Annotated in this window: 13 protein-coding genes and 1 tRNA gene; 7 read left to right on the top strand and 7 right to left on the bottom strand. The window is 70.2% G+C overall.

The annotated features are described in order from the left end of the window. The 3 genes from CX1_RS11840 to CX1_RS11830 form a co-directional block, all read left to right on the top strand. The coding region (locus CX1_RS11840; protein WP_174520173.1) for an aldo/keto reductase at positions 1-319 on the top strand (319 nt) is incomplete at its 5' end. A 77-nt stretch (positions 320-396) separates the two neighbouring features. Further along, entirely contained in the window at positions 397-1,521 is a 1,125-nt protein-coding gene (locus CX1_RS11835; protein WP_193600468.1) for a PQQ-binding-like beta-propeller repeat protein, read from the top strand. 45 nt (positions 1,522-1,566) lie between these two features. Then, positions 1,567-2,679: a quinone-dependent dihydroorotate dehydrogenase gene (locus tag CX1_RS11830; RefSeq protein ID WP_046651499.1), complete on the top strand. Its 1,113-nt coding sequence runs from the start codon at positions 1,567-1,569 to the stop codon at positions 2,677-2,679. Between the two features lie 80 nt (positions 2,680-2,759). Here CX1_RS11830 and CX1_RS11825 read toward each other — a convergent pair whose 3' ends face one another. Next, positions 2,760-3,299: a YbhB/YbcL family Raf kinase inhibitor-like protein gene (locus CX1_RS11825; protein WP_060925728.1), complete on the bottom strand. Its 540-nt coding sequence runs from the start codon at positions 3,297-3,299 to the stop codon at positions 2,760-2,762. A 163-nt stretch (positions 3,300-3,462) separates the two neighbouring features. Here CX1_RS11825 and CX1_RS11820 point away from each other — a divergent pair. After that, a tRNA-Leu gene (locus CX1_RS11820) sits at positions 3,463-3,551 on the top strand. 63 nt (positions 3,552-3,614) lie between these two features. Here the strand turns inward: CX1_RS11820 and cls are convergent. After that, positions 3,615-5,096, bottom strand: a complete 1,482-nt coding sequence (cls, locus tag CX1_RS11815; RefSeq protein WP_046651514.1) for a cardiolipin synthase — start codon at positions 5,094-5,096, stop codon at positions 3,615-3,617. A 101-nt stretch (positions 5,097-5,197) separates the two neighbouring features. Between cls and CX1_RS11810 the strand changes: the two genes are divergently transcribed. Next, entirely contained in the window at positions 5,198-6,760 is a 1,563-nt protein-coding gene (locus CX1_RS11810) for an SDR family NAD(P)-dependent oxidoreductase (protein ID WP_060925727.1), read from the top strand. A gap of 16 nt (positions 6,761-6,776) precedes the next feature. On the opposite strand, the gene CX1_RS11805 is transcribed toward CX1_RS11810, so the two are convergent. From CX1_RS11805 to CX1_RS11790, 4 genes are all read right to left on the bottom strand, one after another. Continuing rightward, positions 6,777-9,131, bottom strand: coding sequence for an RCC1 domain-containing protein (locus tag CX1_RS11805; protein WP_060925726.1), 2,355 nt, complete (start codon positions 9,129-9,131; stop codon positions 6,777-6,779). Between the two features lie 4 nt (positions 9,132-9,135). Next, entirely contained in the window at positions 9,136-10,257 is a 1,122-nt protein-coding gene (meaB, locus tag CX1_RS11800) for a methylmalonyl Co-A mutase-associated GTPase MeaB (protein ID WP_046651496.1), read from the bottom strand. Positions 10,258-10,519: 262 nt separating this feature from the next. Further along, positions 10,520-12,784, bottom strand: coding sequence for a methylmalonyl-CoA mutase (scpA, locus tag CX1_RS11795; RefSeq protein ID WP_046651494.1), 2,265 nt, complete (start codon positions 12,782-12,784; stop codon positions 10,520-10,522). An 8-nt stretch (positions 12,785-12,792) separates the two neighbouring features. Further along, on the bottom strand, positions 12,793-14,676 hold the full coding sequence (locus CX1_RS11790) for a methylmalonyl-CoA mutase family protein (protein ID WP_046651493.1): 1,884 nt from the start codon (positions 14,674-14,676) through the stop codon (positions 12,793-12,795). Between the two features lie 366 nt (positions 14,677-15,042). On the opposite strand from CX1_RS11790, the gene CX1_RS11785 reads away from it, so the two are divergent. Continuing rightward, positions 15,043-15,717, top strand: a complete 675-nt coding sequence (locus tag CX1_RS11785) for a TVP38/TMEM64 family protein (protein WP_046651492.1) — start codon at positions 15,043-15,045, stop codon at positions 15,715-15,717. A 9-nt stretch (positions 15,718-15,726) separates the two neighbouring features. After that, positions 15,727-16,299 (top strand): hypothetical protein, encoded by a 573-nt coding sequence (locus CX1_RS11780; RefSeq protein WP_046651491.1) that lies wholly within the window; start codon positions 15,727-15,729, stop codon positions 16,297-16,299. Between the two features lie 3 nt (positions 16,300-16,302). Here CX1_RS11780 and CX1_RS11775 read toward each other — a convergent pair whose 3' ends face one another. After that, positions 16,303-17,331, bottom strand: a complete 1,029-nt coding sequence (locus tag CX1_RS11775; RefSeq protein ID WP_060925725.1) for a glutathione S-transferase family protein — start codon at positions 17,329-17,331, stop codon at positions 16,303-16,305. Positions 17,332-17,380 lie beyond the last annotated feature (49 nt).

Raw genomic sequence — 17,380 nt, 5'->3', positions numbered from 1 at the left:
GGCCCAGGGCGTGCTCACGGGCAAATACCGCGACTCGATCCCGGAGGACTCCCGCGGTGCCTCCGAGCACGCCGACGCCGAAGTGCAGGACTACCTCGACCCGCACGGCGTCACCGTCGTCGGCGCGCTGTGCACCGCCGCCGAGGGCCTGGGCGTGTCCCCGCCGGCCGCCGCGCTGGCGTGGACTCGCGATCGCCCGGGGGTGACGTCGGTGCTCATGGGCGCCCGCACCCGCGGGCAGCTCCGCGAATTGCTCGCCGCCGATGACCTGGTGCTGCCCGGCGCCATCTGCGACGCGCTCGACGACGTGTCGTTGTAGGCCGGCGACCACGGGGCCCACGAAAACGCCGAAGCCGGGGGCGGCCGCGGAAACCCCGGGTGGTACCGTCGTCAAGCGTGAGCAGCAACTCCCGCATTCGCATGTCCGTCGCCCTCGCAGGCCTCGCCGCACTGGCCCTTCCGCTGGCGGCGTGTGGTTCCGATGCAGAAGGCGAGGTGGTCGCGGGCATGGGCAACGCGACGCCGTTGCCCGCCGCCGGAGGTTCGGCGGACGAGCCCGCCGGAAAGGTCATCGACCTGGACGAAAACGTCACCGGCGCCCTGCGCGTCGATGACCGGATTCTGCTGCGCGCCGAGTCGAAGGTGCTGTCCGGCACCCCGGAGGACCCGGCGATGGATTCCAACGACGTCGACGCGGCCTGCGGCGATCTCGCCCCGGCCGGCAACGTCGCCGTGCTCCCCTGCCCCGACGGCATCCACGTCCTCGCCGAGGACGGGTCCGGCACCGCCGTCATCGGCCGCGGCACCGCCTACACCGCCGCCGTCGGGCTGTCCGACGGTCGCATCGTCGGCCACCGCGCCGATTCCGACCGGGTCGACGTCTTCGGCGCCGACGGCGAACACGCCGATGACTTCGCCGTGTCGCGGCACGGTTCCCAGCTGCTGTCCGTGCCGTCGAACCGCGAGTCTGCGGTGCTGCTGGAGATCAACCGGCCGGAGACCTCGGTCCACGAGATCATCCTCGACGAGTCCCGCCCGGGTTCGGGCCTGCGCGCCGGCATCGGCGTCGGTCCCGCGTCCGTCGGCGAGGACGGCACCGTCGCGGCCGTGGACGTCAAGGGCGGGCAGCTGTTGATCTACACCGCCGGCGACGTCGTGCGCCTGCACAATTCCACGCCGGTGCCGGAGGGGCCGTGGGCCGTCGCCGTGGATTCCGATCGCGGGCTGGTATGGGTGACGTCGACCGTCGATGGCGTCCTGACCGCCTATGACATCGCCTCGGGCACCGCGCTGAAGGCGGCGCAGCTGCCCACCGTCGCCGACGCCCAGGGCCTGGTCGTCACCGCGGACGGCGGCCTGGTCGCGTACTCCGCGTCCGGAGCCGGCGCCCAGTACCTCGACGCGGCCGCCGTCGATGCGGCGCTGGAGGAGGGCAAGACCGACCTGGAGGCCGAGCGCGCCCTGATGGAGCTCCGCGAGCCCGAGGACCGCTTGCCCACCGGCGCCGGCGAGGGCGAGTAATCTCCCGCTTGACCCCCCGTTGACCGAGGCGCCCGAGGAGCACCCGTGCCGCACCCCATCCGCACCGCCGCGTATCAGGCTTCCCTGAAGGCGATGTTCCAGCTCCCGCCGGAGCGCATCCACGTGATGATGAACGATTGGCTGGCTCGCCTGCAGCGCGCCCCGAAGGTGCGCCGGGCGATCGCGCGGTTGCTGGTCGTCGACGATCCGGTGCTGCGTCAGACCGTGTTCGGCGTGGATTTCCCCCGTCCCCTGGGGCTGGCGGCGGGCTTCGACAAGGCCGCCACCGCCGCGGATTGCTGGGCGGACGTCGGCTTCGGGTACGCCGAGCTGGGCACCGTCACCGCGCTTGCCCAGCCGGGCAACCCGGAGCCGCGCCTGTTCCGGCTCAAGGACGATCGTGCGCTGCTGAACCGCATGGGCTTCAACAACCCCGGCGCGGACCTGGTGGCGGTCAACCTCCGCGACCGGCGCGGCGACGGCGTCATCGGCGTCAACCTGGGCAAGACCAAGGTCGTGCCGCTGGAGGGCGCCGTCGACGATTACCGCGATTCCGCCCGCAAGCTCGGCGATCTGGCCGACTACGTGGTGGTCAACGTCTCGTCGCCCAACACTCCGGGCCTTCGCGACCTGCAGGCCGTGGAGACTCTTCGTCCGATTCTCGCGGCGGTGCAGGAGGAGACGTCGTCGCCGGTGCTGGTGAAAATCGCGCCGGATCTGTCCGACGAGGACGTCCTCGCCGTCGCCGACCTGGCCGTGGAGTTGGGCCTGGCCGGCATCGTGGCCACGAACACGACCATTTCGCGCGAGGGCCTGAAGACCCCGGCGTCGATCGTGAAGAAGATGGGCGCCGGTGGCGTCTCCGGCGCGCCCGTCGCGGCCCGCGCGCTGGAGGTGCTGCGGCTGCTGCACGGCCACCTCGGCGGGAAGCTGACGTTGATCAGCGTCGGCGGCATCGAGACGCCGCAGCAGGCGTGGGAGCGCATCGCCGCCGGTGCCACCCTGTTGCAGGGATATACGCCGCTGATCTACGGCGGCCCGGATTGGATCCGCGACATCCACCTGGGCATCGCGCAGCAGATCCGCCTGCATGGGCTGGATTCCATCGCCGACGCCGTCGGTTCCGGACTGCCCTGGCGCGAGACCTCGGGCGCGTAGTCGCCCTGACACGACGACGCCCGGCGACTGCTCCGCGAAGAACGCGGGGTCGCCGGGCACCGTCGTAGGCGCGGGGAGGGCTACTCCCCCTTGTTCTCCCACCACGGGGTGATGATCGTCCTCGCGATCGAGTGGAAGTACAGGTTGAAGCCCAGGACGGTCGGGGTGGCGTCCTCGGGGACGTCGAGCTTCTCCACGTCGACGGCGTGCACCGCGTACATGTAGCGGTGCGGCGCGTGGTTGGCCGGCGGCGCGGCACCGTAGTGGGCGCGCTGGCCGGAATCGTTGCTCAGCTGAATGGTGCCCTCGGGCAGGTCGGAGGCGTCCTCGGTGGACGCGCCCTGCGCCAAACCGGCGGCGTCGGCCGGGATGTTGAACGCGGCCCAGTGCCAGAAACCGGCGGCGGTCGGCGCATCCGGGTCGAAGCAGGTCACGGCGATGGACTTGGTGCCCTCGGGAAGCCCGGACCAGTTCAGCTCGGGCGAGACGGACTGCGGCGCGCGGAACTTCTCGGCGATGGGCTCACCATCGGCGATGTCCGGCGACGTCAGCTCGAACGTCGGCAGGTCCTTCAGCGGAGCGTACGGATCGGGGCCGGGGAAATTCGTCGGTGTGCTCATGGGTTCCAGTGTGCCCAAAGGCGAGGGCGCCTGCCAGGATGGTGGGCGTCGCAAAGCAGGCTTACATGCGTGGGATTCGCCGCCCACCAGCGGATTTGGCGGCCCCCGGGGCGTGGGGTAAATTATCGGGAGTCAGCGCGGGAAGCCGCGCGAACACCACCTTGTCCGGGTGGCGGAATGGCAGACGCGCTAGCTTGAGGTGCTAGTGTCCTATTAACGGACGTGGGGGTTCAAGTCCCCCTCCGGACACCACAGCGAGAATCGAGCGGGCCCCGACCGAAAAGGTCGGGGCCCGCTTCGTGTGCGTGTGCCCCGCTACACCAGCGCCGACGTCAAGCGGAAGACGCTGTCCAGGTACCGCTGGCCCCACGGGCGCTCGTCCCACTGCTCCGGGGTGAGCACGGTGGACACCGCGCGGTACTCGGCGGCGATCTCCTCCAGGCGCGGGACGATGGACCCCTGCGTGGCCAGGATCGAAATCTCGTAGTTGAGGCCGAACGACCGCATGTCCATGTTGGAGGACCCGAACACGGCGATCTCGCCGTCGACGACCATGAACTTCGCGTGCAGGATCTTCGGCGCCGGATACCGGTAGATGATCACGCCGGCGTCGAGAAGCTCCTGGTAGTACGACTGCTGGGCGTGGCCGACCATGAACTGGTCCGACTTCTCGTTGACGTACAGTTCCACGCGCACTCCCCCGTAGGCCGCCGACGTGATGGCGACGAGCATCGACTCGTCGGGCACGAAGTACGGGCTGACCACGATCAGCCGGTCGGTCGCGGCGTAGATCAAGTCGTTGAAGACGCGTAGGTTCGGCATCGTCGTGTAGCCCGGCCCGGACGGCAGCACCTGCACGAGGTTGCCGCGGTCGGAGGCGCTGAACGGCGGCGCCTCCATGATCGGCTGCTCCTCGGGCGGGTCGAACTCCTCGCTGCTCCAGTCGATGGCGAAGACGGTGTCCAGGTGCAGGGCGACCTCGCCGGACATCTCGATCATCGTGTCCACCCACTGCCGGCCCATGCGGTGGTTCTTCTTGCGCTGGTACTCCGGCTCGATCATGTTCAGCGAGCCCATGAAGGCGATCTTGCCGTCGACGACGACGATCTTGCGGTGGTTGCGCAGGTCCAGGCGGCGGAACGTCAGCTTGGCGATGCTCACCGGCAGCATCGGGTGCCACGGGATCCCTCCGCGGTCCAGGCGCTTCTTCAGTTTCCAGTAGCCGGGGTACTTGTACGAGCCGATCGGATCGACGAGCACCTTCACCGCCACTCCGCGGTCGTGGGCGCGTTCGAGGGCGCGCACGAACCGTTCGGTGACCGAATCGAGGGCGAAGATGTACATCTGCACGTGGACGGTGCGTTCGGCGGTGTCGATGACCTCGATGATCCGGTCGATGGTGCCTTCGTAGTCGGTGTGCACGCCGTGGTCGACGGCGCTGACCGACGGGATGCCGGTCAGCCGCCGCGACAGGCGGATGGTCGTCGCCGCGCTTTCGTCGACGTCCATGTGGCCGGGCACGTCCGGCAGGTTGCGCGTGCGTTCCAGGATCAGTTCGTTGGCCATGGCCTGGATCCGGTTTCTTCGCCCGGTGATCGTCTGCGATCCGAGCAGCAGGAACAGCGGCAGGCCGACGACCGGCAGCAGCATGATGACCAGCAGCCACGCCGTCGACGACGACGGGTTGCGGTTTTCCGGGATGACGCCGATGGCGATGAACTTGATCGCGTAATCGACGATGAGGATTGACGCCTGCCACCAGGAGATGTCGGTGAAAAAGTTCGTCAGCCAATCCATGATCGGCATTGTACGTGGTCCCCGCCCCGTGGCTTTTCGGGATCGTGCTTGACGACGGCTACGATTCTCCGGAGCAACGAACGAGTGGAAGAGGCGTGCGAATGGATGAGCGGGTGGACGGCCGGGACGAGGGCATCGCCCCGGAGGATCTGGCGACGTGCCTGAGGGTGCTCGAGGCCGGCGGCGACCTCGACCCGGAGCACCCGGATTCGGTGACGCTGCAGCGGGCGGTGGGCCGCCTGTTCAAGGAGGTCAAGCGCAATCGCCGCCGCGCCGCCCGCGACGCGCGCCTGGCCGCCGACCGCGCGGTCATCGAGGCCACCGCCACCGGCAGCGCCGACCGCATCGACGACGAGACCCTGGGCCTGGACCTGAAGCCGGCCCGCGAACTGCCCGCCGGTTCCCTGCCGGAGACCGTCGACGGTCGCCCGGTGGATCCGGAGCGTTTCGCCGGCGAGCTGCTGCGGTCGCAGAATTGCTACATCTGCAAGAAGCCGTTCACGCTCGTCGATCGGTTCCACCACCAGTTGTGCCCGGAGTGCGCCGACGAGAACCGCAAGTGGCGCGACGCCCGCTGCGACCTCACCGGCCGCCGGGCGCTGCTCACCGGTGGGCGGGCGAAAATCGGCATGCACATCGCGTTGCGGTTGCTTCGCGACGGCGCCCACCTGACCATCACCACCCGCTTCCCCAAGGACGCCGTGCGCCGCTTCGCCGCGCAGGCCGACTCGGCGGAGTGGCTGCACCGCCTGCGCGTCATCGGCATCGACCTGCGCGACCCGGCACAGGTCGTGCACCTGGCCGACGAGGTCGCCGCCGCGGGCCCGCTGGACATCCTGATCAACAACGCCGCCCAGACGGTGCGGCGCTCCGCCGGCGCGTACTCGGGCCTGGCCGACGGCGAGAACGCTCCCCTGGACCCCGCAGTCGGCGAGGCCGTGCACTGGGTCAGCCTGGGCACCACCACGTCGATCCACCCCGGCCAGCTGACCGGCGCGGCCGGCGCGGCGATTTCCGGTGGCGCCGTCTCCCCCGCCGACGCGACGCACTCGCTGCCCACCGATTCCGCGGCCGCCGATGCGCTGGTGTCGGCGGCGCTGACCGGAGGCTCGGCGTCGCTCGAACGCGTCGCCGAGGGCACCGCCGTCGACGCCGGCGGCCTGATCCCCGATCTCGTCGCCCACAATTCCTGGGTGGCCACCGTCGGCCAGGTCGACCCCGTCGAGCTGCTGGAGGTCCAGTTGTGCAACTCCGTGGCGCCGTTCATTCTGGTCAATCGCCTGCGCCCGGCCATGGAAGCGTCGACGTTCGCCCGCAAGTACGTGGTGAACGTTTCCGCCATGGAAGGCGTGTTCGGCCGTGGCTACAAGGGCCCCGGTCATCCCCACACCAACATGGCGAAGGCCGCTTTGAACATGTTGACCAGGACGTCGTCAAGCGAATTGCGCGAGCACGGGATCCTCATGACCGCCGTGGACACCGGCTGGATCACCGACGAGCGCCCGCACGTGACCAAGGAGCGCCTGGCCAAGGAGGGCTTCCACGCGCCGCTGGATCTCATCGACGGCGCCGCTCGGGTGTACCACCCCATCGTCGCCGGCGAGACCGGCGGCCCGAAGTACTCGGGGGTCTTCCTCAAGGACTACGAGCCGTCGAGCTGGTAGAGCGGGCCGAAGTCGGCTAATTGCGCGGCTGGCCCGCCAACTGCACCGGCACGTGGCCGCCCGTGCCGCGGGCGGCCGATCCGTCGACGCCGTGATGGGCCTCGCCCCATGTGAAGATCTTCCCGTCGACGGTCAGGCACGCCGAGTAGCCGCCGCCTCCCCCGGCATCGGCGGCCGTTGCGCCGCCCGGCAGCGTCACCGGGCGCGGCACCGTGGAAAACGACCGCAAGGCGCCCGGGAAACCCAGCTGCCCGTGGTCGTTGGCGCCCCACGTGACCAGGGTGCCGTCTACCAGGATCGCGCCGGCATGCCCCTGCGCGGCGAACACCCGGATCGCCGGAGCGGGCAGATGCACCCGGCCGGCGCCATCGCGGGCCGCCGGTCCGCCCAGCCCCAGTTGGCCCCGGTCGTTGCGGCCCCACGACCACACGGTGCCTTCGCCGTCGATGGCCAGCGAGAAGTCCTTGCCAGCGACGATGGTGACGAAGGGCACGGACGTCGGCAAGCGCATCGGGTACGGCGACCCCCGGCCCGCGGCGCCGCCGAGCTGGCCGCGGTTGTCGCGGCCCCAGCCCCACAGGCCCCCGGACCCGTCGAGGGCCAGCGAGTGGTTCCGGCCGGCGGCCACCGCCACGATGTCCCGGACGTTGTACGTGACCGGCCTGGGCGCCTGTGGGGCGATGTCCATCGGGGCGGCGTTACCCAACCGTCCGCCCAGTGGCAGCCCCCAGGACAGCACGTGGCCGTCGGAGGTGACGGCCAGCACGTGCGATGTTCCGCAGCTGACGTCCGTGACGGTCGCGGGGAGCACCGGGCGCACGGCCGCGTCCTTTGGAGCCGGGGTAATGGCGACGCCCAGCTGGTTGGATTCGTTCGCGCCCCAGGCCGTCGCGCCGCCGTGGGCATCGACGATGACGGTGAAGGATTCGCCCGACGACGCGGCCGCCACCGGCCCCGGCACGCCCGCAACGGGCCGCGGCGGCATCGGTTTGGTGACCAACGCCAGCATCGCCAGCTCGCCCCATTGCCACACGGTGCCGTCGGCGTCTTCGGCGGCGATGTGGCTGACGCCCGGCCAGAACCGGACGAACTCCTCCGGCACCGGCGGCCCCGGCGAGAACAGCGGGGCCACCGGGTCGGTGCGCGCGAGGAACGGCGAGGTCGCGGGCGCGGACGGCATCTTCGGCATGGTCGGCGGCTTGACGGGAATTCTCGGCATCGCGGGGACCTTCGGCATGGTCGGCGGTTTGACGGCCCCCGGGCCACGCTTTCCGACGGCTCCCGCAGGGGCCTCATCCATCTTCCCGATCGCCTCGAGTACCTCATCGCCGGCGATCAACGCGCCGTCCGCGGCGGCGGTAAGCGGTTCGTGGGCGAAGGTCAGCCTGGCGATGGGCGCGAGAGCGGGCCCGAGGACCGGCAAGTGGGCGCCGCCGCCGATGACGAAGGACCCCACGGAACCATTCGCCGGCAGCCCCGCCTCCGACAGCGTCCGCGCAAGCAGCGCCCGGGCCCCGGCCGACCAGTCGGCGAGAATGCGATCGAGTTCCGCGCGGGTCAGCCGCACCGTGCCGTGCCCGCTCAGCGTGGTCACGGCGATCTCGGTCTCCGGCAGCCGGGCGAGGTCCTCCTTGGCGCGGCGCACCTCGTCGCGCAGGGACGCCAGCAGCGTCCGGTTGGTCTCGGCGCGCAGGGCGGCGGCCAAGGGCGGGTTGTCGCGGTCGAGGAATGCGCCCAGCCACGCCAGGATCCGAGCGTCCACGTCATCGCTGCCGAGCGTGCGGTCCGAATGATCGGCCACGATTACGGGCGCCCCGGACTCGGTGCCACGCAGCACGGTGACCTCCATGGCACTGCCGCCCGCGTCGACGATGACGCCGGTGCCGCCGGGAGGCAACCCGCGGCCGCCCGTGGCGTGGAGAACCGCGGCCACGGGTTCGGGGATCAACGAAGGGTCCGGCAACCCCAAGGAACGGGCGGCCATGGACATCGGGGCGCGCAACCGCTCCATCGATCCCAACGGCACGACGCACGAGATCGACTCCGGCGGCTGCACGTCGAGGTCCCGGGCATGCGCGAGGGCCAGCGACAACACCGGCATGAGCAACTCCGCCGGATCCCGCTCGACTCCCCCATACCGCAATCGCGCGGACAACACCGCCGTCAAGGGCGATCCGGCGTACGACGCCGGATCCCCCGCACCGGCGGCCAGTGCAGCGGCGCCGGCGCACGCGCCGTTTCCGTCGAAGCACACCGCTGCGGGAAACGACGGCGCGCCGTCGAAAAGCACCGTTTGCGACCCGCCGTGCCCGCCCCGAATGCGCGCCGTGACCGTCGTGGCGCCGATGTCGAGGGCGAGTCTGCGGGCCATGGTGTCACTTCCCCGCGTCGACGTCGCGCGACGTCGAGCCGCGGCCCCCATCGAAGGCCTCGATGATCCGCTCCGCGCCGAGCGTCGGGGTGATCTGGCCGTCGCGAAGCTGGGACTCCACCAGCGACTGCGCATCGCGGACGTTGTCGTCGGAGGCCAAGCGCTGCAGCAACGTTTCGTGGACCATCGACCACATCCACTTGACCTGCTGGTCCGAACGGTTCCGCTCGAACATGCCCGCCTGGACCATCGCGTCGCGGTGCTCCTCGATGGCGGCCCAGAACTTTTCGATGCCGTCATTCTCCAGCGCCGACATGGTCAGCACCGGCGGCGTCCAGATCGCGTCCTTGGCGCGCACCATCTTCATCGCCGTCGCCAGATCACGGGCCGCGCGCTTGGCGGGGCGCAGATTCGCGCCATCGGCCTTGTTGATGGAGATGACGTCGGCCATCTCCAGCACCCCCTTCTTGATGCCCTGCAGCTGATCGCCCGCTCCGGCCAACGCCAGGAACGCGAAGCAATCGACCATCTGCGCCACCGCGACCTCGGACTGGCCGACGCCGACGGTCTCGACGATGACGACGTCGTAGCCCGCGGCCTCCAGCACCACCATCGACTCGCGCGTCGCCTTCGCCACGCCGCCGAGCGTGCCCGCCGACGGCGACGGGCGGATGAATGCGCCGTCCTCGGCCGACAGCTTCGCCATGCGCGTCTTGTCGCCCAGGATCGATCCGCCGGTCTTCGTCGACGACGGGTCGATGGCCAGTACCGCGACCCTGTGGCCCTTCTCGATCAGGTGCATGCCCAGCGTCTCGATCGTCGTCGACTTGCCCACGCCGGGCACGCCGGTCAGGCCCACGCGCAGCGCGTCACCGGAAAAGGGCAGCAGCTTGACCAGAAGTTCCTGCGCCAGAATGCGGTGGGCCGGCGCCGTCGACTCCAGCAGGGTGATCGCCCGCGCCAGCTTCGTCCGGTTGTTCGCGCGGACGCCCTCGAAGAGATCGTCGATGTCGATGCGGCGGCGCGCCCGGCGCACCACTTCCGGCGCCACGGCCGTGCGCCCCTCCACCACCGTGCCGGCGGTGGTGTTCAGAGTGCCAAGGTTTTGCTCGAGAAAGCCCGTCATGTCCCCTTCTTAGGCCGAAATCCACGCGAAGCGCCACGCCACGGGGGCGCGGGCATCCACCTGCGACATCCGCCACCGGGCCGCCCCGCAAGGGGCCGGGCAGGTGGCGAACGACGGACGCGGATGCGGACGCGATGAGAATGCGAACGCGGACGCGAATGCGAACGCGGTTCCGGCGCTGCGCGAACCAGTGCGCGGGGCGGCCATGTCGGCCACCCCGCGCCCGGTTCACGCGAACGCCGGGTTCACGCCCGAGGGCCGACTACTCGTCGACCCCGCCGTAGGCGCCCTCGGCCTCGCCGGCGTCGACGTCCTCGGCGGAGCCCGACTTCAGCTCCAGGCCCAGGTCGGCGGCCAGCTTGCCGATCATGTCGATCGCCGCGTCGGCGATGACGGTGCCGGGCGGGTAGATCGCCGCGGCACCGGCGTCGTACAGCTCCTGGAAGTCGCCCGGCGGGATGACGCCGCCGACGACGACCATGATGTCCTCGCGGTCGAGCTTCTCCAGCTCGGCGCGCAGCTCGGGCACCAGGGTGAGGTGACCGGCGGCCAGCGAGGACACGCCGACGACGTGGACGTCGGCGTCGACCGCGGACTTGGCGGCCTCCTCCGGCGTCTGGAACAGCGGTCCCACGTCGACGTCCATGCCCAGGTCGGCGTACGCGGACGCGACGACCTTCTGGCCGCGGTCGTGGCCGTCCTGGCCCATCTTCGCCAGGAAGATGCGCGGGCGGCGGCCTTCCTGCTCCTCGAACTCGTCGGCCATGGCGATGGCCTTCGCGACGTTGGACACGGTGCCCTCCTTGCCCACCTCGTCCTTGTACACGCCGGACAGCGTGCGGATCTCGGCCTGGTGACGGCCGAAGACCTCTTCCATGGCGTCGGAGATCTCGCCGATGGAGGCCATGGCGCGGGCGCAGTCCACGGCCAGCTTCAGCAGGTTCTTGTCCAGGTCGCCGGGCTCGCCCGGGTTGCGGCACGCCTCGGTCAGCGCGCGCAGCGCGGCCTGGGTCTTCTCCTCGTCGCGCTCGGCGCGCAGGCGGGCGAGCTTCTCGTTCTGCTCCTGGCGGACGCGCGAGTTCTCGACCTTGAGGACCTCGATCTCCTCGTCCTCTTCGACCTGGTACTTGTTCACGCCGATGAGGGCCTGGCGGCCGGAGTCGATGCGGGCCTGGGTGCGGGCCGCGGACTCCTCGATGCGCAGCTTCGGGATGCCCTCGACGGTGGCCTCGGCCATGCCGCCGGCCTCCTCGACCTCCTCGATGTGCGCGCGGGCGCGCTTGACCAGCTCGTTGGTCAGCCACTCGATGTAGTACGAGCCGGCCCACGGGTCGACCGGGCGGACCGTGTTCGACTCCTGCTGCAGCAGCAGCTGGGTGTTGCGGGCGATGCGCGCCGAGAAGTCGGTCGGCAGGGCCAGCGCCTCGTCCAGCGCATTGGTGTGCAGGGACTGGGTGTGGCCCTGGGTGGCGGCCATCGCCTCGATCGCGGTGCGCGCCACGTTGTTGTAGACGTCCTGGGCGGTCAGGGACCAGCCGGAGGTCTGCGAGTGGGTGCGCAGCGAACGGGACTTGGCGTTCTTCGGGTCGAACTTGTTGACCAGCTCGGCCCACAGGATGCGGCCGGCGCGCAGCTTGGCGATCTCCGTGAACGTGTTCATGGAGATGCCCCAGAAGAACGACAGGCGCGGGGCGAACTTGTCGATGTCCAGGCCAGCGTCCAGGCCGGCGCGGATGTACTCGACGCCATCGGCCAGCGTGTACGCCAGCTCCAGGTCGGCGGTCGCACCGGCTTCCTGGATGTGGTAGCCGGAGATGGAGATCGAGTTGAACTTCGGCATCTTCAGCGAGGTGTACTCGAAGATGGACGAGATGATCCGCATCGACGGCTTCGGCGGGTAGATGTAGGTGTTGCGGACCATGAACTCCTTGAGGATGTCGTTCTGCACGGTGCCGCGCAGTTCCTCGGTGGGCACGCCCTGCTCCTCGGCGGCGACGATGTACATCGCCATCACCGGCAGGATCGCGCCGTTCATGGTCATCGACACGGACACGCCGCCCAGGTCGATGCTGTCGAACAGCTGCCGCATGTCGTAGATCGAGTCGATGGCCACGCCGGCCATGCCGACGTCGCCCGTGACGCGCGGGTTGTCCGAGTCGTAGCCGCGGTGCGTGGCCAGGTCGAACGCGACCGACAGGCCCTTCTGGCCGGCGGCCAGGTTGCGGCGGTAGAACGCGTTGGACTCGGCGGCGGTGGAGAAGCCGGCGTACTGGCGGATCGTCCACGGCTGGTTGGTGTACATGGTCGGGTACGGGCCGCGCATGAACGGGGCCAGGCCCGGGAACGAGTCCACCGGGTGGCCTTCGGAGGCCGCGGCCTCACGGTCGGCGCGCTCGTACACGCGCTTGACGTCGATGCCCTCGGGGATCGTCCACGTCTCGGTGGCGGCGTCGGCCGGGGCGGCCGCCGCGGGTGCGGCGTCCGCGTCGGTCCGCGGCACGTCCGCGAAACTGGGGATGGTGGTCATTGGTCCGTTCACGCTCCCAGGGAGTCCAGCAGCCGCGAGAGCTCCGCGACGGCGTCGATGTTCATGGTCAGGTAACCGTCCGGTCGGGCATCGCCCTCGGCGTCGGCGAACAGCTTCTCCGGCCCGGCGACGAGCACCTCGGAGGCGCCGGCGGCGCGGGCGGCCTTGACGGCCTCGGCGCCGGAGGCGGAGTACTCTCCGTCGGCGCCGCACAGCACGACGATCGGCGCGGCCTTGGCGGCCTCGTCGAACGCGGCCTCGCCCGGCACGACCTGGCCCGGGTTGAGGGTCTCGATGCCGCCGGAGGCCAGCAGGTTGGCGGTGAAGCCGGTGCGGATGTTGTGCTTGGCCAGCGGGCCCAGCGGCAGCATCGTGATCTGCGGGCGCCGGCCCTGCGCGGCCAGGAAATCATCCGAGCGGTTGCGCAGCGCCTCGAAGTCCGCGGCCCAGCGGCGGACACGCTCGTTCACCGGACGGGCCTCGGGCGCCAGCGGCGCCTCGGCGAGGTTCGGGAACTCGTTGATGGCCGTGATCTTGGTGCGGCGGTGCGCGATGTCGGCGCGGCGCGCCTCGTAGGCGGCGTCGATGTTCTCGCGGACGTGGTCGGCGGCGGTCTCGATGCCACCGTAGGACTCGACGTCGGTGAAGACCTTCCACGCGCGGTCGGCGATCTCGTCGGACAGCTCCTCGACGAAGTAGGAACCGCCCGCCGGGTCGGCGACGAAGCCCAGGTGCGACTCCTCCAGGAGCAGCAGGTTGGTGTTGCGGGCGATGCGCGCGGCGAACGAACGGGACACGCCCGGCTGGCCGCCGTGGATGGCGTTGTCGAACGGCAGCACCTCGACGGTGGTGGCGCCGCCGACGCCCGCGGCGAACGCGGCGACGGTGACGCGCAGCATGTTCACCCACGGGTCACGCTGGGAGAACATCACCGGAGCGGTGACGGCGTGGTTCGGGGCGGAACCGTGATCCGGCGCGCCGGCGACCTCCGCGACGCGCGCCCACAGGGTGCGGGCGGCGCGGAACTTCGCGATGGTGTTGAACTGGTCGTCGGTGGCCGAGTAGCGGAACGACACCTGGTCGAGGGCTTCCTCGACGCTCAGTCCGGCCCCGGTCAGGGCGCGCAGGTACGCGGCGCCGACGGCGAGGGCGTAGCCGATCTCCTGGGCGTCGGTGGCGCCCATGTTGGCGAAGGCGACGCCGTCGACCAGGAGGGTGCGCACGGAGCCGGGGCGCTTGGCGTTGGCGACGGCCAGCTCGACGGCCTTCTCCAGCGACACCTCGGCGGCGCCGGTGTAAAGGCTGGTCAGCGGCGCGGCGGACAGCTCGATGTCGAGCGCCTCCGGGTCCTTGACGTCGGCGGCGTCGACGAGGGCGAACAGCGCCTCGGCGGCCTCGGCGACGTTCTCCCCCGCCTCGATGGCGATGGGGGCCAGGTCCAGGTACACGCCCTTGAGCAGCGCCGGCAGATCGGCGGCGGTCAGGCCGTTGCGCAGATCGAGTCGGATGGCGGAGGTGCCGTTGGTCAGGGCGCCGATCAGCGCCTCGTTGACCTCGGCGGCGGAGCCGGAGCCCGTGCGGCCGAAGGTCTCGCGCACGCCCCAGCCGGCGCCGTCGGCGTCGTTGAGGCGGGCGCCGCGGGTGAACGGGAACTGACCGGGGGCCGGGGCCTCCGCCAGGTCATCCGCCCGGGTGTACAGCGGGCGCACTTCCACGCCGTCGTACGTGGTGGTGTTGAGCTTCTTCCAGACGTCCAACGGCACGTCGGCGACGTCTTGCTTCCGCGTCCGGGCAAATACCCCGGCGACTGCCTTGAACCACGAGGCCTGCTGCTCCTCGAAGTCTGGCGGAAGCGCGGTCCCGGCGGCATTGGGGGCCGTTCGGTCAGTCACGGCGGACCTTCTCCCTTGCATGTCATGCGCCCCAAACCCGAACGTGCGGAGTCCCCGCGAACTCGCGTTCGCGGCGGGACCCCGTCGTCCGGGCATGGACGGCGTTGTGGAATTGACGGGAACCGGCGGGACCGGGTTCCCGGTGCCCGAAGACACCGTTCACCCGCTTGAAGCCGGTCACGGTTTCAATACTAATTAGGCTCCGGCAATCGCCTCGGTCGGGTATCCTCCCCCACCCCCGGAATGCGCATCGGATCCGGGTTTTCCTGTCCGTTACCGGCATCATGGTGCTTGACGACGTCCGTTTCCCGGCGTTTCGGGAGCGCCGCGCGGGCCGACGGCGCGAACGGGGGTAACCTCTGGCGGGTGTCAGCAACCGATGCCCGCCGCCGCTCCACCCGCCCGTTGGCGTTGCTGGTGCTGGGCATTGCCGCCGCCGTGGTCCTCCTGATCGTCGACGTTCCCACGATCGATTCGATCCGCGGCTGGGCGGACGCCACGGGCGCGTGGTTCCCCGCGGTGTTTTTCCTCGCCTACGTCGGGTTCACGCAGTTGCCGGTCCCCCGCACCGTGTTCACGCTGTCGTCGGGGATTCTCTTCGGCGCGCTGCCGGGCATCGCGATGGCGCTGACGGCCACCGGTGCCTCGGCCATCCTGTCGCTGTTCGTGGTACGGCACTTCGCCCGTGACTGGGCGCGCGGGTTGCTGGTCCGATACCGGCGCGTCATGGAGTTCGATCATCGACTGGAGCGCCGCGGATGGCTGGCGGTGGCGTCGCTGCGGATGATCGCCGCCGTGCCCTTCGCTCCGCTGAATTACGCCTGTGCGCTGACGTCGATACGCCCGCTGCCGTTCCTGCTCGCGACCGTCGCCGGATCCGCTCCGGGGACCATCGCCACGGTGCTGTTGGGCGACGCGCTGATCGGCGGGATGGACTACCGCATGTTGGCGGTGACGGCGCTGCTCGTCTGTGTCGGCGTGGCGGGTCTGATCATCGACGCGCGCATGCCGGTCGTCGATTCCGTCAAGTCAGGGCGATAGACTCGGGGCATGTTCGCCGTACACGCCCGTTATCGTGGTCGATCCACCCGCCGTGCCGAGCACGTCCGGGCTTCTGGTGCCGCGTTGTCGCGGCTCGATGGCGTGGGCAAGGTGGTGCCCTCGGGTGTCGAGGAGCTCACGGCTCATCCGCGCGACGCCGTCGCCGTGACCACCCTGACGCTGGCGTTGCTGGCCGCCGGGGATTGGTCGATCGGCATCGGCGTGTCCCCGGCCGGCGATGCGGGGGCCGCGGCGACGGCCGCTGCGGGCGTGTTGGGCAAGGGCGGGCGCGCGGGTACGGTCCGTGCCCGCATCCGCACCGGCGATCCCGGGGGCAAGGAGCTTTCCGACGACATCGCAGCGGCCTTCACCCTTCTCCACCACGTCATCTCCCGCCGATCCCCCGAAGGGCGCGAGGCCACCAATCTGGTGCGCGCGGGCTGGACGCAGGTGGAGGCGGCCGCCGAGCTCGGCGTGAGCAAGCAGGCCATCAACCAGCGCCTGCAGGCCGCTGGGTGGCACGCCGAGGAAGCCGGGTGGTCCCTGGCCGTCCATCTTCTGCAGCGTGCCGCCCGGGACTGACGACTACTTCAGCGGGCGCTTCGGGTCCGGTGCGGTGCCATCGCCGAAGGGGCGGCCGCCCAGGGATTCGCGGCCGTGCTGGGTCAGCCACACGTCCTCCGACGGGCCCTTCGGGATGATCTGCGTCGGATTGATGTCCTTGTGGACCACGTAGTAGTGGGCCTTGATCTGCTCGAAGTCGACCGTCTCGCCGAAGCCCGGCGTCTGGTACAGGTCGCGGGCGTACGCCCACAGCACGGGCATCTCGGAGAGCTTCTGGCGATTGGCCTTGAAGTGGCCGTGGTACACGGCGTCGAAACGCACCAGCGTCGTGAACAGGCGGACGTCGGCCTCCGTGATCGTGTCGCCCATGAGGTAGCGGCGGTCGGCCAGACGCTCTTCGAGCCAGTCGAGCGCGGTCCAGAGGCGGTCGTAGGCGGCGTCGTAGGGCTCCTGCGAACCGGCGAAACCGCAGCGGTACACGCCGTTGTTGACCTCGGTGAAGACCCGCTTCATCACGGACTCCATCTCTTCGGCATGCTCTTCGGGCCAGAGGTTCGGCGCGCCCTCGCGGTGGAACTCCTTCCACTGCGACGCGAAATCGCGCGTGATCTGGTCGAAGTCGTTGGTGACCACCGCGCCGTCGCGCTCGTCGACCATCGCCGGCACCGTGATGCCGCGCGGGTAATCCGCCTGGCGCTTGAAGTACGCCTCCTGCAGGCGCTCGATGCCCAGCACCGGATCGACGCCGTCGGGGTCGAGGTCGAAGGTCCACGAACGCGGGTCGTGCACCGGGCCGGCGAGGCCCATCGAGATGACGTCCTCCAGGCCGAGCAGTCGGCGCACGATGATCGCGCGATTGGCCCACGGGCACGCCTGCGCCGCGATGAGGCGGTAGCGGTTCGGCTCGACCTCGTAACCGTCTTCCCCCTCGACCGTGATGCGCGTGGTGATGTAGCGCATGTCGCGGTTGAAGTCCTTGCCTTTGTCCACGTAGACGCCCGGGGTGTCGTGCGGGTTCTTCGCGTTGCTGGTGTCGTCGGTGTTCGTCATGACCGCGACTATAGATGATATGTCAACAATCGGCAAGAGGTGAAGGCGG

This window comes from Corynebacterium xerosis NBRC 16721 = ATCC 373 (assembly GCF_001552415.1).
GTDB lineage: Bacteria > Actinomycetota > Actinomycetes > Mycobacteriales > Mycobacteriaceae > Corynebacterium > Corynebacterium xerosis.
Note: the sequence above shows the minus strand (reverse complement) of the source record. Positions and strands in the feature narration are given on the sequence as shown.